General features: G+C 69.2%; 22 protein-coding genes. 9 read left to right on the top strand and 13 right to left on the bottom strand.

Going from position 1 to position 19332, the window contains the following annotated elements; translation table 11 throughout:
- Nucleotides 1-26: 26 nt before the first annotated feature.
- Nucleotides 27-434 (top strand): globin, encoded by a 408-nt coding sequence (locus ABD678_RS08160; protein ID WP_425561978.1) that lies wholly within the window; start codon nt 27-29, stop codon nt 432-434.
- A 174-nt stretch (nt 435-608) separates the two neighbouring features.
- The gene (locus ABD678_RS08155) at nt 609-806 is read left to right on the top strand and encodes a hypothetical protein (RefSeq protein ID WP_344755545.1); all 198 of its coding nucleotides are present in this window, start codon (nt 609-611) and stop codon (nt 804-806) included.
- A gap of 216 nt (nt 807-1022) precedes the next feature.
- On the opposite strand, the gene hutI is transcribed toward ABD678_RS08155, so the two are convergent.
- The 4 genes from hutI to hutH are packed head-to-tail and all read right to left on the bottom strand — an operon-like array spanning nt 1023 to nt 6257.
- The gene (gene hutI / locus ABD678_RS08150; RefSeq protein ID WP_344755543.1) at nt 1023-2162 is read right to left on the bottom strand and encodes an imidazolonepropionase; all 1140 of its coding nucleotides are present in this window, start codon (nt 2160-2162) and stop codon (nt 1023-1025) included.
- Complete coding sequence (locus ABD678_RS08145; RefSeq protein ID WP_344755541.1) at nt 2159-3040, bottom strand: arginase family protein; 882 nt, start codon at nt 3038-3040, stop codon at nt 2159-2161. The genes hutI and ABD678_RS08145 overlap by 4 nt, the downstream gene beginning before the upstream one ends.
- The gene (hutU, locus tag ABD678_RS08140) at nt 3040-4701 is read right to left on the bottom strand and encodes a urocanate hydratase (RefSeq protein ID WP_344755539.1); all 1662 of its coding nucleotides are present in this window, start codon (nt 4699-4701) and stop codon (nt 3040-3042) included. Before hutU ends, ABD678_RS08145 begins: the two co-directional genes overlap by 1 nt.
- Nucleotides 4698-6257: a histidine ammonia-lyase gene (hutH, locus tag ABD678_RS08135; RefSeq protein ID WP_344755537.1), complete on the bottom strand. Its 1560-nt coding sequence runs from the start codon at nt 6255-6257 to the stop codon at nt 4698-4700. Before hutH ends, hutU begins: the two co-directional genes overlap by 4 nt.
- Before the next feature lie 208 nt (nt 6258-6465).
- Here hutH and ABD678_RS08130 point away from each other — a divergent pair, with 208 nt between their 5' ends.
- The 3 genes from ABD678_RS08130 (at nt 6466) to ABD678_RS08120 (ending at nt 9879) form a co-directional block, all read left to right on the top strand.
- Entirely contained in the window at nt 6466-7278 is an 813-nt protein-coding gene (locus tag ABD678_RS08130) for an IclR family transcriptional regulator (RefSeq protein WP_344755535.1), read from the top strand.
- Nucleotides 7279-7473: 195 nt separating this feature from the next.
- A complete protein-coding gene (locus tag ABD678_RS08125) occupies nt 7474-9159 on the top strand; it encodes an FAD-binding dehydrogenase (protein ID WP_344755533.1) in 1686 nt (561 codons plus the stop codon).
- A gap of 99 nt (nt 9160-9258) precedes the next feature.
- A complete protein-coding gene (locus tag ABD678_RS08120; RefSeq protein ID WP_344755531.1) occupies nt 9259-9879 on the top strand; it encodes a DUF2510 domain-containing protein in 621 nt (206 codons plus the stop codon).
- Here the strand turns inward: ABD678_RS08120 and ABD678_RS08115 are convergent.
- Together ABD678_RS08115 and ABD678_RS08110 are read right to left on the bottom strand one after the other, a co-directional pair.
- A complete protein-coding gene (locus ABD678_RS08115) occupies nt 9876-11012 on the bottom strand; it encodes a hypothetical protein (RefSeq protein WP_344755529.1) in 1137 nt (378 codons plus the stop codon). The genes ABD678_RS08120 and ABD678_RS08115 overlap by 4 nt on opposite strands.
- 10 nt (nt 11013-11022) lie before the next feature.
- On the bottom strand, nt 11023-11700 hold the full coding sequence (locus ABD678_RS08110; protein WP_344755527.1) for a hypothetical protein: 678 nt from the start codon (nt 11698-11700) through the stop codon (nt 11023-11025).
- A 65-nt stretch (nt 11701-11765) separates the two neighbouring features.
- Here ABD678_RS08110 and ABD678_RS08105 point away from each other — a divergent pair, with 65 nt between their 5' ends.
- The gene (locus ABD678_RS08105) at nt 11766-12635 is read left to right on the top strand and encodes an acyl-CoA thioesterase (RefSeq protein WP_344755525.1); all 870 of its coding nucleotides are present in this window, start codon (nt 11766-11768) and stop codon (nt 12633-12635) included.
- Between the two features lie 105 nt (nt 12636-12740).
- Here the strand turns inward: ABD678_RS08105 and ABD678_RS08100 are convergent, their stop codons facing one another.
- Together ABD678_RS08100 and ABD678_RS08095 are read right to left on the bottom strand one after the other, a co-directional pair.
- Nucleotides 12741-13415, bottom strand: a complete 675-nt coding sequence (locus tag ABD678_RS08100; RefSeq protein ID WP_344755523.1) for an anti-sigma factor family protein — start codon at nt 13413-13415, stop codon at nt 12741-12743.
- Complete coding sequence (locus ABD678_RS08095; protein ID WP_344755521.1) at nt 13412-13948, bottom strand: sigma-70 family RNA polymerase sigma factor; 537 nt, start codon at nt 13946-13948, stop codon at nt 13412-13414. Before ABD678_RS08095 ends, ABD678_RS08100 begins: the two co-directional genes overlap by 4 nt.
- 130 nt (nt 13949-14078) lie before the next feature.
- Between ABD678_RS08095 and ABD678_RS08090 the strand changes: the two genes are divergently transcribed.
- The 3 genes from ABD678_RS08090 (at nt 14079) to ABD678_RS08080 (ending at nt 15627) form a co-directional block, all read left to right on the top strand.
- The gene (locus ABD678_RS08090) at nt 14079-14558 is read left to right on the top strand and encodes a QcrA and Rieske domain-containing protein (RefSeq protein ID WP_344755519.1); all 480 of its coding nucleotides are present in this window, start codon (nt 14079-14081) and stop codon (nt 14556-14558) included.
- Nucleotides 14555-15025, top strand: a complete 471-nt coding sequence (locus tag ABD678_RS08085; RefSeq protein WP_344755517.1) for a hypothetical protein — start codon at nt 14555-14557, stop codon at nt 15023-15025. Before ABD678_RS08090 ends, ABD678_RS08085 begins: the two co-directional genes overlap by 4 nt.
- Nucleotides 15026-15123: 98 nt before the next feature.
- Entirely contained in the window at nt 15124-15627 is a 504-nt protein-coding gene (locus ABD678_RS08080) for a COG4315 family predicted lipoprotein (protein WP_344755515.1), read from the top strand.
- Here ABD678_RS08080 and ABD678_RS08075 read toward each other — a convergent pair.
- The 5 genes from ABD678_RS08075 to ABD678_RS08055 form a co-directional block, all read right to left on the bottom strand.
- Complete coding sequence (locus ABD678_RS08075) at nt 15621-16094, bottom strand: acyl-CoA thioesterase (RefSeq protein ID WP_344755513.1); 474 nt, start codon at nt 16092-16094, stop codon at nt 15621-15623. The two genes, ABD678_RS08080 and ABD678_RS08075, sit on opposite strands and share 7 nt — an antisense overlap.
- Before the next feature lie 4 nt (nt 16095-16098).
- Nucleotides 16099-17781 carry an energy-dependent translational throttle protein EttA gene (gene ettA, locus ABD678_RS08070; protein ID WP_344755511.1) on the bottom strand — a complete coding sequence of 561 codons (1683 nt, stop codon included), beginning with the start codon at nt 17779-17781 and terminating at the stop codon, nt 16099-16101.
- A gap of 67 nt (nt 17782-17848) precedes the next feature.
- On the bottom strand, nt 17849-18337 hold the full coding sequence (locus ABD678_RS08065) for a DUF6993 domain-containing protein (RefSeq protein WP_344755509.1): 489 nt from the start codon (nt 18335-18337) through the stop codon (nt 17849-17851).
- A gap of 74 nt (nt 18338-18411) precedes the next feature.
- Nucleotides 18412-18879, bottom strand: coding sequence for a single-stranded DNA-binding protein (gene ssb / locus ABD678_RS08060; RefSeq protein ID WP_344755507.1), 468 nt, complete (start codon nt 18877-18879; stop codon nt 18412-18414).
- Nucleotides 18880-18998: 119 nt separating this feature from the next.
- The gene (locus ABD678_RS08055) at nt 18999-19217 is read right to left on the bottom strand and encodes a methyltransferase (RefSeq protein WP_344755505.1); all 219 of its coding nucleotides are present in this window, start codon (nt 19215-19217) and stop codon (nt 18999-19001) included.
- Between the last annotated feature and the right edge of the window lie 115 nt (nt 19218-19332).

Here is a 19332-nt window from a genome sequence, read left to right as displayed (position 1 = left end):
CCGCCCGCATATCGAGCCCGGTGACCCTGCGCGTCGGCGAGGGCGGGCCGGCCGCGCAGGGCGAGCTGTTCCACGCGATCGGCGGCAGCGAGACCTTCGACCGGCTCGTGCGGCGCTTCTACGAGGGCGTGCAGACCGACCCGGTGCTCTGGCCGATGTACCCGCAGCAGGATCTCGAGGGGGCGATCCATCGGCTGAGCTCGTTCCTTCAGCAGTACTGGGGCGGGCCGACCACCTACAGCCAGGAACGCGGTCACCCGCGCCTGCGGATGAGGCACGTCGCATTCACAGTGAACCCGGATGCCCGCGATCGCTGGCTCGGACACATGCGCGCCGCCCTCGACTCGCTCGAGCTCCCACCCCTGCAGGATGCGACCTTCTGGGGCTACCTCGACCGGGCCGCGCACTCGCTCGTCAACACCTTCGACGAGTAGCGGGCGGAGTACTTCGGACGACCTCCTATGCCTGGCGCGTCGGGGCGGTGCGCTGCGAAGGGAGCCCGCGAACTGCGGCAAGTTCGGGGTAGAACCGTCGTCGCACTCCGGATTTGCCGCATCTCGTGAGGGATTCCCTTGCGCGGCGGCCGCGACACGATGGATGCTGGACCGGTGGCAGAAGACGATGTTCCCGCAGCAGGCAACCCCCGCAAGTTCGTTCTCCTCGTCTACCTCTCGGCGATTCCGCTCGGACTGGCCGGCGTCCTGTTACTCGTCTGGGGAAACTGGCTCGGCTGGGTCGCACTCGGGCTGGCCGTCGTTCAGGTCGGGCTCGGTGTCAAGGAGCAATTGAAGATCGGGCGGGACTGAATTCTTCAGGTGGTTTCGATGCGCGTCGCTGCGCGATGCTACTCAACCAGCGGTCATGGCCACCGTGCGAGCCCGCGGGACATCCCGCCGGTCGAGCGTCCCCTGAGGCTCTCGAAGGGTAGCGCGCAGCGCAGCTGGGCAGCGCAGCTCGGCAGCGCAGCTCGGCACCGCGGCGCGGCCCGGCGCGGCGCGGCGGCGCGGCCCGGCGCGGTACCGTCAGGACGCCGTGACGACCCGCTGCACGAGCGGCACGCCGGGGCGGTAGGCGAGATGCACGTAGCTGGGGGCGTCGAGGATGACGAGATCCGCGCGCTGACCGACGGCCAGCCCCCCGACATCGGTGCGGCGCAGCGCCGCCGCTCCCCCCGCCGTCGCCGCCCACAGCGCCTCCGCGGGGCTGAAGCGCATCTCCCGCACGGCGACGGCCATGCAGAACGGCATCGACGACGTGAAGCTCGAGCCCGGATTGCAGTCGCAGGCGAGCGCGACGGTGACACCCGCGTCGAGGAGGCGGCGGGCATCCGGATACGGCTGGCGGGTCGAGAACTCGACTCCCGGCAGCAGGGTTGCCACGGTGTCCGAGCCCGCGAGAGCATCGACGTCCGCGTCGGTGAGGAAGGTGCAGTGATCGACGGATGCCGCCCCCAGCTCGACAGCGAGCCGCACGGCACCCGATGGCGCGAGCTGCGCACCGTGCATCCGTGCGCCGAGCCCGCTCGCCATCCCGGCCCTGAGTATCACCCGAGCCTGGTCGACGTCGAATGCACCGTCGTCGCAGAACACGTCGATCCACTTCGCGTGCGGGACGCAGGCGTCGAGCATCTCCCCCGTCACGAGGGCGACGTATCCAGCCGGGTCGTCGGCGAACTCGGCCGGCACGACGTGCGCACCGAGATACGTCGTCTCGCTCGTGAAGGCCTTCGCGATGGCGAGGGAACGCGCCTCGTCCACGGTCGTGAGGCCGTAGCCGCTCTTGATCTCGACGGTCGTGGTGCCCTGCGCGCGCATCTCGGCGACGAGACGGCTCGCATTCGCGGCGAGTTCGGCATCCGTCGCCTCTCGCGTGAGACCGACCGTTCGACGGATACCGCCCGCGGCATACTTCTGCCCGGTCATCCGGGCCTCGAACTCGTCGGAGCGATCCCCAGCGAACACGAGGTGGCTGTGGCTGTCGACGAAGCCGGGGATGACACAGCGGCCCTCCGCGTCGATGCGCTCATCGGCATCCGGGGCAGAGCCGGCATCTCCGACCCAGGCGACACGCCCGTCGTCGATCACGAGCGCGGCGTTCTCGCGCTCGGAGCGGTCCGCCTCGTTCGTGACGAGCAGGCCGATATTGTCGACGAGAGTGCTCATGGTCGCTGCGCCAGACCTGCAGCCGCCTCGAGCACGCACAGCGCCACGAGGCGGATGGTGCGGGCATCGGGCGTGTCAGCGCTCGCATCCACCTCGACGAGGTCGATCGACTCGACCTGGCCGTGCCTGCCTGCCGCCCGCGCCGCCGCCCGCAACTCGTGCGCCGCAATGCCGCCGGGTACGGATGCCGGGCATGCGGGCGCGACCGAGCGGTCGCAGACATCGACGTCGAGGTCGACGTGGATCGGTCCGCCGGCGGAGCCTGCGATCTCGAAGGCCTCGGCCATGACGTCCGCGATCGGCCGCCCCAGGAGTTCATCGCGCAGCACGACCGTGATCCCGAGGTCACGGGCACGCGCAGCGTATTCGCCGGAGTTGGCGAAGTCGGATATCCCGACCTGAACGACCCTTCGGCCGTCGAGCCCCGCCTCGATCAGGCGGCGGACCGGGGAGCCGTTGGACACCCCGTCCCGCAGGTCGTAGTGCGCGTCGACGGTCACAAGACCGGCGGTTGCGAGTCGGTCACCCCAGCGACCGAGCGCCGTCGGCACTGTCGCGGCGTTGTCGCCGCCGAGGGCGACGAGGAGCTCGGCGTCGACCGCCGCGACCGCCGCGACCGCGCCCCGCTCGTCGAGATCCGGGTCGAGTACATCGCCGTGGTCGGCGAAGGTGAGCTCACGGCCCCCGGAGTGCGAGAACTGGCTGTAGCGCGGGATCATGGCGCGCACGGCATCCGGAGTGTGCCCTGCGTTCGTCGCCGAGATGGAGGTGCGCCAGGTCGGCACACCGATGAGGGCGAAGTCCGAGTGGCCGGATGGCGCGGGCCAGTTACCGGCGCGCGGCCAGAGCGGGTCGGTGGGAAGCGCTGAGTGATCCATCAGGCCCCAGTCTCGCGCATCGGCACCCGAACGTGCAGCCTTTCGGCGACCTCGATCGCCTCGTCATACCCGGCGTCGACATGCCGGATCACGCCCATGCCCGGATCGTTGCTGAGCACCCTCGCGAGCTTCTCGGCGGCGAGCGGCGTGCCATCGGCGACCGTGACCTGCCCGGCGTGGATGGAGCGCCCGATGCCGACCCCACCGCCGTGGTGGATCGACACCCAGGTCGCCCCCGACGAGGCGTTCACGAGCGCGTTCAGCAGTGGCCAGTCCGCGATGGCATCCGAGCCGTCCTTCATCGCCTCGGTCTCCCGGTACGGGGAGGCGACCGACCCCGAGTCGAGGTGATCGCGGCCGATCACGATGGGCGCAGAGATCTCGCCCGACGCGACGAGCTCGTTGAACCGCAGCCCCGCGCGGTCGCGCTCCCCGTAGCCGAGCCAGCAGATGCGTGCGGGCAGCCCCTGGAAGTGCACGCGCTCCCCCGCCATCCGAATCCACTTCGCGAGCGAGGCGTTCTCCGGGAACAACTCGAGGATCGCCCGGTCGGTCGCCGCGATGTCCGCGGGGTCGCCGGAGAGCGCAGCCCACCGGAACGGGCCCTTGCCCTCGCTGAACAGCGGGCGGATGTAGGCGGGCACGAAGCCGGGGAACGCGAAGGCGTCGGCGAACCCGGCCGCCAAAGCCTCGGTGCGGATGTTGTTGCCGTAGTCGAACACCTCGGCGCCGGCCTTCTGGAAGCCGACCATCGCCTCGACCTGCTTCGCCATGGAGTGGCGGGCGGCATCCGCGAAGCCGACCGGGTCCTTCGTGCGCGCCGCCTCCCACTCGTCGAAGGAGTACTCGAGCGGCAGGTAGGCGAGCGGGTCGTGCGCGCTCGTCTGGTCGGTCACGATGTCGATCTCGGCGCCCTGGGCGAGCATGCGCGGGAACACGTCGGCCGCGTTGCCGAGCAGGCCGATGCTCAAGGACTTCCGGTTGTCACGGGCGTCGTAGGCGAGCTGGAGCGCCTCCTCGAGCGAGCGGGCCTCCACGTCGAGGTAGCGGTGCTCAAGGCGCCGGGCGATGCGGCTCGGGTCGACGTCGACGCAGATCGCGACGCCGTCGTTCATGGTGACGGCGAGCGGCTGCGCGCCGCCCATGCCGCCGAGTCCGCCGGTGAGGGTGATCGTGCCGGCGAGACTTCCCGAGAACCGTTTCGCGGCGACCGCGGAGAACGTCTCGTAGGTGCCCTGCAGGATGCCCTGCGTGCCGATGTAGATCCAGGATCCGGCCGTCATCTGGCCGTACATCGTGAGCCCGAGCTGCTCGAGGCGGCGGAACTCGTCCCAGTTCGCCCAGTCGCCGACGAGGTTCGAGTTCGCGATGAGCACGCGCGGTGCCCACTCGTGCGTTTGCAGCACGCCGACCGGCTTGCCGGACTGCACGAGCATCGTCTCGTCGCCCCGCAGCGTCTCGAGCGTGCGCACGATCGCGTCGAAGCTGGCCCAGTCGCGGGCGGCCTTGCCGGTTCCGCCATAGACGACCAGGTCATCCGGATGCTCGGCGACCTCCGGGTCGAGGTTGTTCTGCAGCATCCGCAGTGCCGCCTCCTGAGGCCAGCCGAGCGTGTGCAACTGGGTTCCGCGGTGTGCCCTCACGGGCCGTGCGCCGATCATACGAGCTCTCCTCCTGCTGTCGAGACGACGGATGCCGCAGCCGCGAGCAGCGAGCCGTCGAGCACCATGTCGTGGGCGGCCGCGATCTCCGGGGCCAGGTAGCGGTCGGTGGCCGGTCCTTCCACCCGAGTGCGAAGCCGGGCCCGTACCGCGCTGGCGACCGGGCCGGGCTGGATCGGGGCGCGCAGGTCCATGGCACGCGCACTCGTGAGCAGTTCGATCGCGATGACCCTGCCGAGCCCGTCGATCGCCCGACGCAGTTTGCGGGCGGCGCTCCAGCCCATCGACACGTGGTCCTCCTGCATGGCGGATGACGGGATCGAGTCGACGGATGCCGGCATCGCGAGGCGCTTCAGCTCGCTCACGATCCCCGCCTGCGTGTACTGGGCGATCATGTGTCCGGAGTCGACGCCGGGGTCGGCGGCGAGGAAGGCGTTCAGGCCGTGGTTGCGGGCGACATCCAGGAAGCGGTCGGTGCGCCGCTCGCTCATCGAGGCGAGGTCGGCGACCGCTATCGCGAGGAAGTCGAGCACGTAGCCGAGCGGTGCCCCGTGGAAGTTGCCGTTCGACTCCAGCCGGTCGTCGAGCGTCACGACGGGGTTGTCGATCGCGCTCGCGAGTTCGCGTTCGGCGACGAGGGTCGCGTGGGCGATCGTGTCGCGCACCGCGCCGTGCACCTGGGGCGCGCAGCGCAGCGAGTAGGCATCCTGTACCCGGGTGAACCCCTCGGGATGGCCGATCATGGGCGAGCCCGCGAGCACAGCGCGCAGGTTGGCGGCAGAGTCGGCCTGGCCCGGATGCGGACGCAGCGCCTGCAGGTCGGCCGCGAAGACCGCCTCGGTCCCCTGCAGCCCTTCGACGCTCATGGCCGCGGCGAGGTCCGCGGTCGTGACGAGCGCGCGCAGATCGTGGATGGCCATGACGAGCATGCCGAGCATGCCGTCGGTGCCGTTGATGAGGGCGAGGCCCTCCTTCTCGTGGAGTTCGATGGGCTCGACACCGGCGGCGGCCAGGGCGTCCTCGGCTGGTACGAGGTCGCCGGCGGCGTCGCGCACCATTCCTTCGCCCAGCAAGGCGAGGGCGCAGTGGGCGAGCGGGGCGAGGTCGCCCGAGCAGCCGAGACTGCCGTACTCGCCGACGATGGGGGTGATGCCCGCGTTGAGCAGTGCGACGTAGGTCTCTGCGACGACGGGGCGTACGCCCGTGCGGCCGGTTGCGAGCGTCGAGAGCCGCAGCAGCATGGTCGCCCGCACGACCTCGCGCTCGACCTCGGGGCCGCTGCTGGCCGCGTGGCTGCGCACGAGCGACCGCTGCAGTTGCGCGCGACGCTCGAAGGGGATGTGCTTGCTCGCGAGCGCCCCGAAACCGGTCGAGACGCCGTAGTGGGGCTGCGGGTCGGAGGCGAGGGAATCGATGACCGCGCGGCTGTGCTCCATCGCCGCCACGGCATCCGGTGCGAGCGTGACGTGCGCACCATCCCGGGCGACGGCGATCACGTCGGCGCGGGTCGGCGCCCCGGTCCCTAACTCGACGACTGCGGTGTGATTGTTGGCCATGCCACTCATTAGAGCCGTAAAACGGATGCCACGACCCTGTCGACAGGGATAATCTGTCTGAGATACCAGACAATCCACCGCCCGCCGCATGCCCCAAATGAAGGCAATTTCAGAGGCCCAAGGCGAACTGCCCTGAATTCTCGGCACCGGCCCGCCGAATCGCCTTCATTTGGGACTTGGCCGGGTGAACAACCGACAGGGAGGAACGATGACGGAGGTGCCCGCTGCGCGCAGTGCGCTGCGCATCATCCGGTACCTGGCCGGGCACAGCGGGCCGGTGCGGGCCGCGACGATGAGCCGCGACCTCGACCTGCCGCGCTCGAGCATCTACCACCTGCTGCGCGTGCTGCAGGACGAGGGTTTCGTCGTGCACTCGCCCGAGCACCAGGGTTTCGCCCTCGCACCGCTCCTCGGCGAGATCGGCTCGTCGGTGCTCGCCGCAGGCGCACTCGCCCGGCTCGCGGCCCCTGTGCTCGAACGCCTTGTGGCCGAGACGAAACTGCCGGTCGTCGCCCACCTCGGCGTGCTGCAGCATGCGGATGTCGTCTACGCCTCGAAGGTCGCCGCCGCTCGCGCGCCCGCCGTCGTCACGAGCATCGGAGTACGGCTGCCCGCTCATCTCACTGCCACCGGGCGCGCCATGCTCGCGTCCCTTCCGGATGCGCAGTTCGAGGCGATCTACTCCGGCTCGCGGGACGAACCCGCTGGTGGTGCGACCCGCGCTTCCGACGGTTCCCGCCCCCTCCCCTTGCGCACGAGCCGCGGGCCGGCCTCCCTCGCCGAACTCGTGAATCTGCTCGGGGAGACCCGCGAGCGCGGTTGGGCCACGGAGAATGGCGATATCGACCTGGCGTACGCGTCGGTCGCGGCCGTCGTCCTCGACCACAACGACTACCCCGCTGCCGCCGTCGGGCTGACCTTCCGCCGCACCCTCGTCGACGACGCGCAGTGGGTGCGCTTCGGGCGCGCGGTCACGGCGGCCGCCGCGACGCTCAGCCGTCGCATCCGGGGTCGGGCCTGACCGGGGCCACCACCGTTCGGCCGCGGGCGCTCACGCGCTCAGCCGGGTTCAAGCATCCGGGGTTCAACCATCCAGGTTCAACCATGCGGAGGATTGTCAACGATGCGGATGCTGTGGTCGCCGCATCGTTGACGAAACTCCGCATCGTCCCCGCGGGCTTCGCTAAGTTTGGAACGACCGGACGAAGGAGTACGGATGCCCGACACAAGCGCCGCCGACACGACCACCGCCACGACCACGAGCGACGCGATCGTGATCGGCGCCGGCCTCGCCGGCCTCGTCGCCGCCGCAGAACTCGTCGATGCGGGCAAGCGGGTCACGATCCTCGAGCAGGAGCCGGAGGCGAGCTTCGGCGGGCAGGCCTGGTGGTCGTTCGGCGGGCTCTTTCTCATCGACTCCCCCGAGCAGCGCCGGATGGGCATCAAGGACTCCCTCGACCTCGCCCGCCAGGATTGGGCCGGCACCGCAGGCTTCGACCGCGAGGAGGACCTCTGGCCGCGCCAGTGGGCCGAGGCCTACCTGCAGTTCGCCGCGGGCGAGAAGCGTGAGTGGCTGCGCGGGATGGGCATCCGATTCTTCCCCGTCGTCGGCTGGGCCGAGCGCGGCGGGTACACCGCGACCGGCCACGGCAACTCCGTCCCCCGCTTCCACATCGTCTGGGGAACCGGCCCCGGCATCCTCGAACCGTTCGTGAAGCGCGTTCGTGCAGGGGTGGAGGCTGGACTCGTCACGCTCGAGTTCCGCCATCGGGTCGACGAGCTCATCGTCGAAGGCGGGGCGGTCGTCGGCGCGCGCGGCACCGTGCTCCAGCCGGATGCCGCGGCGCGCGGCGAGGCGAGCAACCGCGATGCGGCCGGCGAGTTCGAGTCCCGCGCCGGGGCCGTGATCATCGCGAGCGGCGGGATCGGCGGAAACCACGATCTCGTGCGCGCGCAATGGCCGGCCCGGTTCGGCGAGGCCCCGAAGGACATGCTCTCCGGAGTCCCCGCGCACGTCGACGGCCGCATGCTCGGCATCAGCGAGAAGGCCGGCGCGAGCCTCATCAACGGCGACCGCATGTGGCACTACGTCGAGGGCATCAAGAACTACGCGCCGGTCTGGGCCAGGCACGGCATCCGGATCCTGCCCGGCCCGTCGAGCGTGTGGCTCGACGCGACCGGCAAGCGCCTTCCGGTGCCGCTCTTCCCCGGTTTCGACTCGCTCGGAACGCTCGAGCACATCCTCACGACCGGCCACGACTACAGCTGGTTCGTGCTCACCCAGAGGATCATCGAGAAGGAATTCGCGCTGAGCGGCAGCGAGCAGAACCCCGATCTGACCGGCAAGAGCATCCGGGAGCTGCTGCGCCAGCGCCTCGGCAAGGGGGCCACAGAGCCGGTCGAGGCTTTCAAGAGCCAGGGCGAGGATTTCGTGGTCGCCGACACCCTCGACGAGCTCATCGCGGGCATGCAGAGGCTCTCCCCGGATGTCGAACTCGACTCCGCGCGCGTGCGCGAGGAGATCGAGGCGCGCGACCGCGAGCTGACGAACAAGTTCGCCAAGGATGCCCAGGTCAATGCGTTGCGCCAGGCCCGAAACTATCTGGGCGACAAGCTCATCCGAGTCGCGAAGCCGCACCGCATCCTCGACCCGAAGGCCGGGCCACTCATCGCGGTCAAGCTGCACATCCTGACCCGCAAGAGCCTCGGCGGCATCGAGACGAACCTCGACGGCCAGGCGATCGGCGCCGACGGGCAGCCGATCCCCGGCCTCTACGCCGCGGGCGAGGCGAGCGGATTCGGTGGCGGCGGGGTGCACGGCTACCGCAGCCCCGAGGGTACCTTCCTCGGCGGATGCCTGTTCAGCGGCCGGCAGGCCGGGCGCGCCGCCGCTCACGCCTGACCCCCTCCGTTTGTGCGCACCTCTGGTCGGTAAGCTCCCTGCCATAGCGACCAGAAGTGCGCACAAACGGGGGAGTAAGGGCGCACTAGGCTCTGCACCATGACGAACACGCCGGCAGGCTGGTACCCGGACCCCGAGGATGCGACCCGGTCACGCTGGTGGGATGGCATCGAGTGGTCCCAGCATCGTTCCGCCACCGCCGCACCGTACTCTGCCACTGCCGGGTACTCCACCACTGCCACGGCCGCCGCCCTCAAGGCGCCAGAGGGCACGGAGTGGAACACCGTCTGGATCTGGCTCGTCGTTCTCCTGCCCCTCATCCCGATGATCGGCCTGTTCACGATCGACTGGGGCAGCCTGATCGACCTGAGCGACCCGACCGGCATGAGCTCGCTCGCCTTCCTGGTGAGCCCCGGCTACCTCATCGGCACGATCGGCGGATGGGTCGGCTACGGCCTCTGCGCCTGGTTCGCCTACCTCGACTGGCGTGAGCTGCAGCGCCGAGGGGTTCCGCGCCCGTTCCACTTCGCCTGGGTGTTCCTCTCCTCCGCCGTGTACGCGATCGGCCGGTCCGTCGTCGTCAGGAAGCGCACCGGCCGCGGGATTTCGCCCATGTGGGCGACGATCGCCACGCTCGTCGTCTCGTTCGGCGTCGTGATCTACATCATGGTGGCCATGATGTCCGCCGTCTTCGCCGCGGTGTCGACCTTCCCGCGCTAGGCGGTCCCCCCGGCGCTCGTCGACGCGGCCCCGGATGCGGGTGCCGCCGCGGGTTCCGCAACTCGCGGCGCCGTGAAGCGGAACCATGCCCAGACCCCGATCGCGAGCACAGCGTAGGCGACGTAGAGCCCCACCCAGGTGGCCAGTGGGGCCCCGACCTCGCCCCAGCCGGACGGCAGTGGCAGAAGGATGACGAAGAACGAGAACAGGCCGATGGCGTAGCACAGCGCCCAGGCCGACTTCTTCCACGCGAACACTGCTCCGCCCTCGACGAAGGCCATCGGCAGCAATGCGATCGGGAGCGCGGCGATGCCGCTCACGGCGAGACCGCTCAGTGTCTCGCTCGCGAAGACCTCCCAGAAGCCGGGGGCGCCGCCCGCCGTGGAGACGACGATGCTGTAGCCGAGCCAGCCGACCATCGCGAGCCCGAAGGCGTAGCCGGCTCCGACGAGCACCACGCGGGCCTGCCTCGTCTTCGCGAGTGTCGCCCCGAAGGAGAGTCCGACGATGAGCCCGAACACCATGCCCGGTTCGAAGCCAACGACCCGCGACAGGATGACGGCGACCAGCAGGATGGGCAGCGAGCCGAACTTGAACCGGATGCCGGGCTTCAGATCAGGCTCGGTGATCCTCAACGCTCGCCGAACGAGCCACCAGCCGACCAGGTTCTGGATGACGAAGGCCAGGGCGACCGACACGAGCATCCGCAGCGAGCCGAGGTTGAATCCGAAGCCGGGGTCGACGAACCCGGCGATGATCGTCGCCACCGTCATTCCGGCGGCGATCGGCACCCATCCCGGAGTCCTCGGCCGACGCAGCCGCGCAGTCGCCTTCTCCCACGAGGCGATCGCACGACCGAAGATGCGGTTGCCGTTCCCGCCATCCCCGATCGCGTTGCCGAGCAGCAGGCTCGCGTAGCCGACGACGAGCAGCAGGATGAGCGTGACAGCGGCGGTGACCAGCGTATGACTCACTGTGAGGCCGATGTCCTGGACCGGGACCGTCGCCGAGAGCACGCTCGGGGCATCCGCCTCACCGCTCGAGAGCCGTGTTGCCCCCGCGGTAACGACCAGGAGAGCGACGCCGGCGAGCAGGAGGCAGGTGGAGACGACAGCGGCCACATGACGAAGCACGTTCGTCACCCTACGCCTGGAGGGTCCAGGCCCTGCGACGGACGAGCACGTGCCCGCGCTCGGAGCTCAGCCGCGTCCACGGCCCGGTCTCGTAGACCCGCACCGGTTCCGGCGGGGCGAGGAACCCGAGCGTGTGAGTCGCGAATGCCGCACCGGCCGGGATGTGCTCGAACCCGTCGATGGGCCTCCCCCAGACCTCCGCCCGCGCACGATGCACGAGCTGCTCGCCCGTGCCCGCGGGGACGGTGTCGCGGATCTCGGCGATCCCGGCATCCGCGACGGTGAGGAGTTCACCGGCGGGAACCGGCTCGAGGCCGCGCCATCCGCCGCGCGGCGGCGAGATCGCCGCCCAGACGACCGTGTTGACCTCGATCGGCAGGCTCACAGTGACAGGCGCGGCGGGGTCTTCGACGTCGATCCTGAGCCTTGCGAGGCGCTCGAGGAGGGAGCGCACCGGCACGACCGCGTCGAATGGTCCGCCATCCGCGAGGGCGAAGGTGCGAAGTCCGAGCACGGTGGGCGTGTCGTCATGGAGTCCGACCGGGTAGAAGATCGCGACGTAGGCGGCGAGCAGCCCGGAGTCGGCGATGAGGCGCACGGAACCGTCCTCGACCCTTCCGGCGCGACCGAGAAAGGTCTGCAGGTCGCTGAGGGCGAGGGAGTCAACCAGGGAGAATGTTCGGCTCATCTGCCCTCTAAACTACCTACAACGGCGGGGTCTGCGGAACCCGCATCCCCAACTCGGGAGAATGAATGAACGACCCCATCGCCGGTCTGCTCGCCTCGCTCGACCTGACCGACACCGGGGCGCGCACGAACGAGGACATCTTCTCCGGTCCGAGCCAGTGGATGCCGCTCGGTCGCGTCTTCGGCGGCCAGGTGCTCGCACAGTCGGTCGTCGCCGCGACGCGTACCGTCGCCGAGGACCGGTCGATCCACTCGTTGCACGGCTATTTCCTTCGCCCGGGGGATGTCGATCTCCCGATCACCTTCGCCGTCGACCGCATCCACGACGGTCGTTCCTTCTCGACCCGGCGCACGCAGGCGTACCAGAACGGCCTGCCCATCCTGTCGATGATCGCCTCGTTCCAGGATGAGGATCCGGGCCTCGACCACCAGGTCTCCTTCCCCGAGGATGTGCCCGGACCCGAGTCGCTCGCCAGCGACGAGGAACTCCTCAGAGCCATCGACCACCCCGTCGCGCAGTACTGGGCCACCGGTCGCGCGTTCGAGATGCGTCATGTCGAGGACCCGGTCTACCTCACGAAGGCGAAGGACCGCGTCGCGCACCAGGCCGTCTGGATGAAGGCGATCGGAAAACTCCCGGATGACCCCGGCCTTCACCGCGCCGCCCTCGCCTACGCGAGCGACTATTCGATCCTCGAGTCGGTGCTCCGCCGCCACGGGGTCACCTGGGGCACGCCCGGCCTCAAGGTCGCGAGCCTCGACCATGCGATGTGGTGGCACCGGTTCGGCCGCGCCGACGAGTGGATGCTCTACCTGCAGGAGTCGCCGACCGCGATCGGTGGACGCGGCCTCGCCACCGGCCGCATCTTCAACCGCGAGGGTGCGCTGCTCGCAACCGTCGCCCAGGAGGGCATGGTCCGGGTTCCGGAGTCCTGAAGATCGGGCGAGGGAGTCCGGTCAGCGAGCACGGGACATCCCGCCTCGGTGCCTCCCAACTCGGTGCCTCCCAACTCGGTGCATCCCGCCTCGGTGCATCCCGCCTCAGGGGCTGCCGGCGAGCAGGATGGCGCCGCTCTCGACCGAGCGCACCTCCACCGAGCGGATCTCGTCGAGCGTGAGACTCGTCGTGCCCGACGGCTCGACCGTGCTCCCCGGCATCGCCGTCCAGGTCGCGAGCTGCGTGGCCTCGCCCGCGGAGTCGGTCACGTACATCGCATAGTCGGCGCCGGAACCACCTGGGCCGCCGGTACCTCCGTAATCACCCGCATACCGGCAGGTCATCTCGATGCTCGTCCCCCAATCGTGAACGATGAGGCGTACGTCGGCGCTCAGTGGACTCGCCACGACCTGGCTGAGCGTCAGCTCCGCACTGTGCTCCCCCGGATCGGCCGGCACGATCTGGGGCAGGACGAGGGTCACCGCAACGGCCGCCGCCGCTGCCGCGACCACAAGACCACCCGTGAGGGCGCGGACGCGCGTACGGCGTCGCCTGGCTGCGGTGACCAGGCGCGGAAGCAACTCCTTAGGCACCTCCTCGACCGGATCGACCTCGTCGACGGGCACCATCGACAGCAGTCCAGGCAGCCCGGCCAGTTCGGCGACGGCGGCCGAGCAGCGCGGGCAGTCGGCCAGGTGGTCCTCGAACTCACGCCGTTCGGCAGGCGAGAGCGAGCCGAGCAAGTAGGCGGCATCCCAGTCGCGGTAGGTGTCGGTCATCCGGTCACCCCCCGCTCCTGCAAAGCAAGTCGGAGGGCGCGCAATCCGTAGTGCAGGCGGGACTTGACGGTTCCCTCCGGCACGTCGAGCACTTCGGCGATCACCGCGACCGACTGGCCGAGATAGTAGGCGTGAACGACGACGACGCGGTGCTCCGGCGAGATCGCGGCGAGCGCATCCGCCACGAGCCAGCGGTCGAGCATCGCGTCGACCCCGTCGTCGGCGAGGCGCTCAGGCGGGCTGTCCGTTCCGATCTCGTGGCGGGAGCGAGCACTGCGGTAGTGGTCCGTGACGAGATTGCGAGCGACCGTGAACAGCCAGGCTCGCGCGGAGCCCGCGGTCTGGTCGAGCACCCTGGGGCGACGCCAGGCCCGCAACAGGGTCTCCTGCACGATGTCCTCCGCAAGTTGTCGGTCGCCGCAGATCGAGACGACGTAGCGCCAGAGCGCCGAGGCGTGCTCGTCGTGCAGGGCGCGAACGAGTTCGTCCTGGGTCGCCAAGGCCCGGCGACTGCCCGCTGGCTCCATCGGCATCCGGATGCCTCCCTCAGCCCTATTAACGTTGCCACACCCCGATCGGTTCACGCGGGTGAACTTTTCGCCTCGCCGCATCGTGGAAACTGAGACGGACCGACTGACAGGCCGGACGCGCGAGGGGAACGACATGACCGAACTGACCAGACGCTCGCTCATCACGACCGGCGGCGCCGCCGTACTCGGGTCGAGCGCTCTCGTGCTCGCCGCGTGCGCTCCCGCACCACTCCGACCGGACACGGACGGGACCAACGGGACCGACGGGACCCGCAGCCAGGTTCCCCCGGATCACATACCCGTGGCGTCCCCACTGCCTCCGGGCACCGAGCTCGTGCAGGTCACCGAGATCCCGGTGGGCGGCACCGCTTCCGTCACCGTCAGCGGGCAGGACATTCTGCTCGCTCAGCCCGCCGAGGGGGACGTGGTCGCGTTCAGCGCCATCTGCACTCACCAGGGATGCCTGGTGGCCGCAATCATGGACGAGTTCGACTGCTCCTGCCACGGCTCACGATTCGAGGCCGCCACCGGGGCAGTCCTGGCAGGCCCCGCCGTGCGGCCGCTCAACCCGATCGCCGTCACGATCGCCGGCGGAGCGGTGGTCATCGCGTGATCGACTACGTCATCAACGGTCTCCCGGTGCACGTGCTGCTCGTGCATCTGGTCGTGATCGTCGTACCGCTCGCGGCACTATGCCTTCTGCTCTCGGCGTTCTGGCCCGTGGCGCGCAGACGGCTCGGCATCGTCACCCCGATCGTTGCTCTCGTTGGCCTCGTCGCTGTCCCGTTCACGACGGCTGCGGGCGAATGGTTGCAGGAGCGCGTCGGCGCGACGCCGCTCCTCGAGCGCCACACCACGCTCGGCCCGCTGCTGCTGCCGTGGGTCATCGCCGTGTTCGTGGTCGCTGCGGCGATCTGGCTCTGGTATCGCCTCGACCCGGCGCTGCCCCACGCGCTTCGGCTCGCTGTCGTCGTGGCGCTCGATGCCGCCGCCATCGTCACATCAGTCGGCTCCGTCGTGCTCGTCGTTCTCATCGGCGAGTCCGGAGCCGCGGCCGTGTGGACCGGATCCTTCCTCTGAAACGACCCGCCACCCGCCCGATGAACCGAGCGGGCGTCCGTCTCGTGTCTCCTGTAGGCCGGGCGAGACGCGCCGCGACCCCGGAGGAAGGCAGGACCATGATTACGACAACCCAGAGATCTCCACGACGGGCCGGCTGGCTCGCCGTCGCAGGCGTCGCCACGCTCATCCTGGCCGGATGCGCTCCCGCGCAGGAGCCTCCCGGTGGCGCACCGGCGGCGGACGGCCCGCTCCACACCGCCTCGACCTCGCTCGGGGAGATCATCGTGGACGGCGCCGGGATGACCGCCTACGTCTTCGATGAGGACGTCGCGGACTCCGGGGAGAGCTCCTGCAGCGGATCCTGCGCGAGACTGTGGCCGGCGATCACGACGGACTCCACGACCCCGGAGGTCGAGGGTGTCACGGGAACGGTCGGCACGATCGACGCTGCCGGCGGTGTGAAGCAGGTGACGATCAACGGGCATCCGCTCTACACCTACGTGGGCGATGGCGCTCCCGGCGACACAACCGGGCAGGGCTACGACGGCACCTGGTGGGTCGTCGACGCCTCCGGCACCAAGATCACCGAGGCCCCGCCGACGGAAGACCGGGGTTACTGACCCCGTGCCCTGAGCTTGGCGTCGCGCTTGAAGACGACCGGCTCGCCGACGTACGGCTCCCACGCCACGCGCTCGTCATCCGCGATCCGGCGAGGACGCTGCGTCGCCGCGTCGATGAACACCATGGTGCTCTCGGCGCGCACGACGAGGGTGCCCCCCGAAAACACTTCGTAGGCGATGTCGGCGCTCGCCCCGCCGACGGCGCTGATCCACAACTGCACATCGAGCGCATCGCGGTGGTACTCGACCGGGGCGACATACTCCACGAGGTGGCCCGCGATCATCGTCACCGTGTCGGATCCGGCGGTCGCCCTGAGCACGGCCGTCGGGGCCGGCTCGCCCACCTCGGGCGCCCAGAACGCCCGAACGCGGGCCTCCTCGAGGATGCGCATCATCTGGACGTTGTTGACGTGGTTGTACGCATCGAGGTCGCCCCAGCGCAGCGGGATCGGAATGTGGATGCGCACCGGCTCAGTCCCTGGTGAGCTTGCGGTAGGTGCTGCGGTGCGGTTTCGTGGCATCCGGACCGAGACGCTCGATCTTGTTCTCCTCGTACGCCTCGAAGTTGCCCTCGAACCAGTGCCAGTAGGAGGGGTTCTCCTCCGTGCCCTCCCAGGCGAGGATGTGGGTCGCGGTCCGGTCGAGGAACCACCGGTCGTGGGTGATGACCACGGCGCAGCCGGGGAACTCCAGCAGGGCGTTCTCGAGACTGCCCAGGGTTTCGACATCCAGGTCGTTGGTGGGCTCGTCGAGGAGCAGGAGGTTGCCGCCCTGCTTGAGGGTGAGGGCCAGGTTGAGCCGGTTGCGCTCACCACCCGAGAGCACCCCCGCCTTCTTCTGCTGGTCCGGCCCCTTGAAGCCGAACTGGCTCACGTAGGCGCGAGAGGGGATCTCGGTCTTGCCGACCGTGATGAAGTCGTGCCCTTCGGAGACGACCTCCCACAGCGTCTTGTTCGGGTCGATTCCGCCCCGACTCTGGTCGACGTAGGAGATCTGCACGGTGTCGCCGACCTTGAGCTCGCCGCCATCGAGCGGCTCGAGGCCGACAATCGTCTTGAACAGGGTCGTCTTGCCGACGCCGTTGGGGCCGATGATCCCGACGATGCCGTTGCGCGGGAGGGTGAAGCTCAGACCGTCGACGAGGATGCGCCCGTCGAAACCCTTGACGAGCTTCTTCGCGTCGAGCACCTGGGCGCCGAGGCGCGGACCGACCGGGATGACGATCTCCTCGAAGTCGAGCTTCCTCGTCTTCTCCGCCTCCGTCACCATCTCCTCATAGCGGGCGAGACGGGCCTTCGACTTGGTCTGGCGGCCCTTCGCGTTGCTGCGCACCCAGTCGAGCTCGCTCGCGAGCCGCTTCGCGAGCTTCTGGTCCTTCTTGCCCTGGACCTGCAGGCGCTCCTGCTTCTTCTCGAGGTAGGTCGAGTAGTTGCCCTCGTAGGGGTAGAGGTGGCCGCGGTCGACCTCGGCGATCCACTCGGCGACGTGGTCGAGGAAGTACCGGTCGTGGGTGACCGCGATGACGGCGCCCGGGTACTTGGCGAGGTGCTGTTCGAGCCACTGCACGCTTTCGGCATCCAGGTGGTTGGTGGGCTCGTCGAGCAGCAGCAGGTCGGGCTTCTGGAGCAGGAGCTTCGTGAGCGCGACACGGCGTTTCTCACCACCGGAGAGGTGGGACACCTTCTCGTCGCCGGGCGGCGTGCGCAAGGCATCCATCGCCTGTTCGAGCTGGGAATCGAGATCCCAGGCGTCCGCGGCGTCGATGGCCTCCTGCAACACGCCCATCTCGGCGAGCAGGGTGTCGAAGTCGGCATCCGGTTCGGCCATCGCCGCCGAGATCTCGTTGAACCGGTCGACCTTGGCCTTGATCTCGCCGACGCCTTCCTGCACGTTCTCGAGGACGGTCTTGTCCTCGTCGAGCACCGGCTCCTGCATGAGGATGCCCACCGTGTACCCGGGGCTGAGCCTCGCCTCGCCGTTGCTCGGGGTGTCGAGCCCGGCCATGATCTTGAGGATCGTCGACTTTCCGGCCCCGTTCGGGCCGACCATCCCGATCTTCGCCCCCGGGTAGAACGACATCGTGACGTCATCGAGGATGAGCTTGTCTCCGACCGCTTTGCGGGCGCGCACCATCGAGTAAATGAATTCGGCCATGCGGACTAGTCTACGAAACCCGCAACGGCATGAATTCCGCGACCGTCGACAGCGGGGCCGCTCGGCGCTACCAGTCGATGGGCCGGGTATCGCCGATGAGGCAGCTGCCGTTGGTGAGCATCGGGCCGATGGTGCTGAAGTACTTCCCGCCGATGAACTGCCCGATGAGACAGTCGTCGTGCAGACGCACCGAGAACTCGATCGAATCGGCAGGCAGGCGCAACTGGCTCGTCGTGTCGGGCGTGACCTGCATCGCCGACTTGTCGAACCCGGCGGCCACCAGGTTGTCGATGATCGCCCGGCCGGCCGGGTTGCTGTTGACGGCAAGAAGGCGGTTGTTCACGAAATCGAAGTACTTGCGATTGGCGAGCGCGGTCCCACCCGGGAGCATGGTCGGATCGGGGTCCGGCTCGACGGTGGGTGGTGCGGTGTCGCTCGGGGTCGTGGTCGGGAGAGGCATCGGGACCGTCATGTCGCGGTCCGGGGCACATCCGACGAGCACGGTGGCGACCAGGAGGATCACGACGGCAGTCCTCCAGCTCTGAGCCTCGCGCATCCGTTACCCTCTCCGTCACTCAGCCGCCTCGCGCGACCACAGTCGAGTCTAAGTCGGAGAATTGTCCCCAACGTCTAGAACGGTACCGGTATCTCCTCGCTCACCGGGATCGATTCGGTCTCGGATTCCGTCTCTTCCGACGTGGCCTCGCCTGCGGACTCGGGGAACGACTCCACCGCGACCGACTGCACGCTGCGGGTGAAGGCAGCCGTGCCCCAGGAGAGGTCGTGCCCCAGAGCATCCGCGTCGATCTCGATGTTGGTTCCGCGCCTCTCGCCGTTCTCCCAATCGCGGATGCGCAGCCGGCCGGTCACGATGACACGATCGCCCTTCTGCACGGAGCCGACGATGTTGGTGGCGAGCTGGCGGTAGGTGGAGATGCCGTACCAGTTGGTACCCGCATCCACCCAGGCGTTCTTCTTGCGATCGAAGCGGCGCTGGTTGGAGGCGAGTCGGAAGCTCGTCACGGCGAGCCCCTCGGCGGTGATGATGTGTCGCGGCGGCGTGGCCACGAGTCCGGTGAGTGTCATGGTGTCTGTCATGCGGGCCAGTGTGCCGGATGCGCTGCCTCCGCAGGGCGCGGACGACCCGATCCGGGGAGAACTCCTCCGCCGTCCCTCGGTGGAGGAGTAGACCCCGCCGAACTCAGTGTCCGCCGAACTCAGTGCTCTCGGAACTCGGGCCAGTCCGACCCCGGCTCGAGGGCGGCGAAGAGCGCACTCTTGGCGACCTCGAGGCTCGGATACGTGGCTCGATAGCCGTCGTCGGTGAGCAGTCTGAAGGTGAAACCGCCGTCGATGCGATGCACCGAGCCGAGAGCGCCGGCCGGCCCGAAGGCGACCCAGGTCTGCGATTCGACAGTCTGCGTTGACGTGTCCATCATGATTTCCTTCCACTTCTCGAAGGGCCGCGCCCACGATGCGAGCATCCGTTTCGCGAAGCCCGTTGGCCCATATGGCGTGGGCGAAAGCGCGCGGTCATTCCAGTCGTAGGCT

The organism is Leifsonella bigeumensis (assembly GCF_039537265.1).
Taxonomy (GTDB): Bacteria; Actinomycetota; Actinomycetes; order Actinomycetales; family Microbacteriaceae; genus Terrimesophilobacter; species Terrimesophilobacter bigeumensis.
Note: the sequence above shows the minus strand (reverse complement) of the source record. Positions and strands in the feature narration are given on the sequence as shown.

Bases quoted from the DNA above. Each gene is read 5' to 3' on its own strand.
- hutH (WP_344755537.1), bottom strand. From the start codon at position 6,257: ATGGCCAACAATCACACCGCAGTCGTCGAGTTAGGGACCGGGGCGCCG.
- ABD678_RS08120 (WP_344755531.1), top strand. From the start codon at position 9,259: ATGACGAACACGCCGGCAGGCTGGTACCCGGACCCCGAGGATGCGACC.
- ABD678_RS08065 (WP_344755509.1), bottom strand. From the start codon at position 18,337: ATGCGCGAGGCTCAGAGCTGGAGGACTGCCGTCGTGATCCTCCTGGTC.
- hutU (WP_344755539.1), bottom strand. From the start codon at position 4,701: ATGATCGGCGCACGGCCCGTGAGGGCACACCGCGGAACCCAGTTGCAC.
- ettA (WP_344755511.1), bottom strand. From the start codon at position 17,781: ATGGCCGAATTCATTTACTCGATGGTGCGCGCCCGCAAAGCGGTCGGA.
- ssb (WP_344755507.1), bottom strand. From the start codon at position 18,879: ATGACAGACACCATGACACTCACCGGACTCGTGGCCACGCCGCCGCGA.
- ABD678_RS08110 (WP_344755527.1), bottom strand. From the start codon at position 11,700: ATGAGCCGAACATTCTCCCTGGTTGACTCCCTCGCCCTCAGCGACCTG.
- ABD678_RS08125 (WP_344755533.1), top strand. From the start codon at position 7,474: ATGCCCGACACAAGCGCCGCCGACACGACCACCGCCACGACCACGAGC.
- ABD678_RS08090 (WP_344755519.1), top strand. From the start codon at position 14,079: ATGACCGAACTGACCAGACGCTCGCTCATCACGACCGGCGGCGCCGCC.
- ABD678_RS08055 (WP_344755505.1), bottom strand. From the start codon at position 19,217: ATGGACACGTCAACGCAGACTGTCGAATCGCAGACCTGGGTCGCCTTC.
- ABD678_RS08100 (WP_344755523.1), bottom strand. From the start codon at position 13,415: ATGACCGACACCTACCGCGACTGGGATGCCGCCTACTTGCTCGGCTCG.
- ABD678_RS08130 (WP_344755535.1), top strand. From the start codon at position 6,466: ATGACGGAGGTGCCCGCTGCGCGCAGTGCGCTGCGCATCATCCGGTAC.
- ABD678_RS08080 (WP_344755515.1), top strand. From the start codon at position 15,124: ATGATTACGACAACCCAGAGATCTCCACGACGGGCCGGCTGGCTCGCC.
- ABD678_RS08095 (WP_344755521.1), bottom strand. From the start codon at position 13,948: ATGCCGATGGAGCCAGCGGGCAGTCGCCGGGCCTTGGCGACCCAGGAC.
- ABD678_RS08145 (WP_344755541.1), bottom strand. From the start codon at position 3,040: ATGGATCACTCAGCGCTTCCCACCGACCCGCTCTGGCCGCGCGCCGGT.
- hutI (WP_344755543.1), bottom strand. From the start codon at position 2,162: ATGAGCACTCTCGTCGACAATATCGGCCTGCTCGTCACGAACGAGGCG.
- ABD678_RS08105 (WP_344755525.1), top strand. From the start codon at position 11,766: ATGAACGACCCCATCGCCGGTCTGCTCGCCTCGCTCGACCTGACCGAC.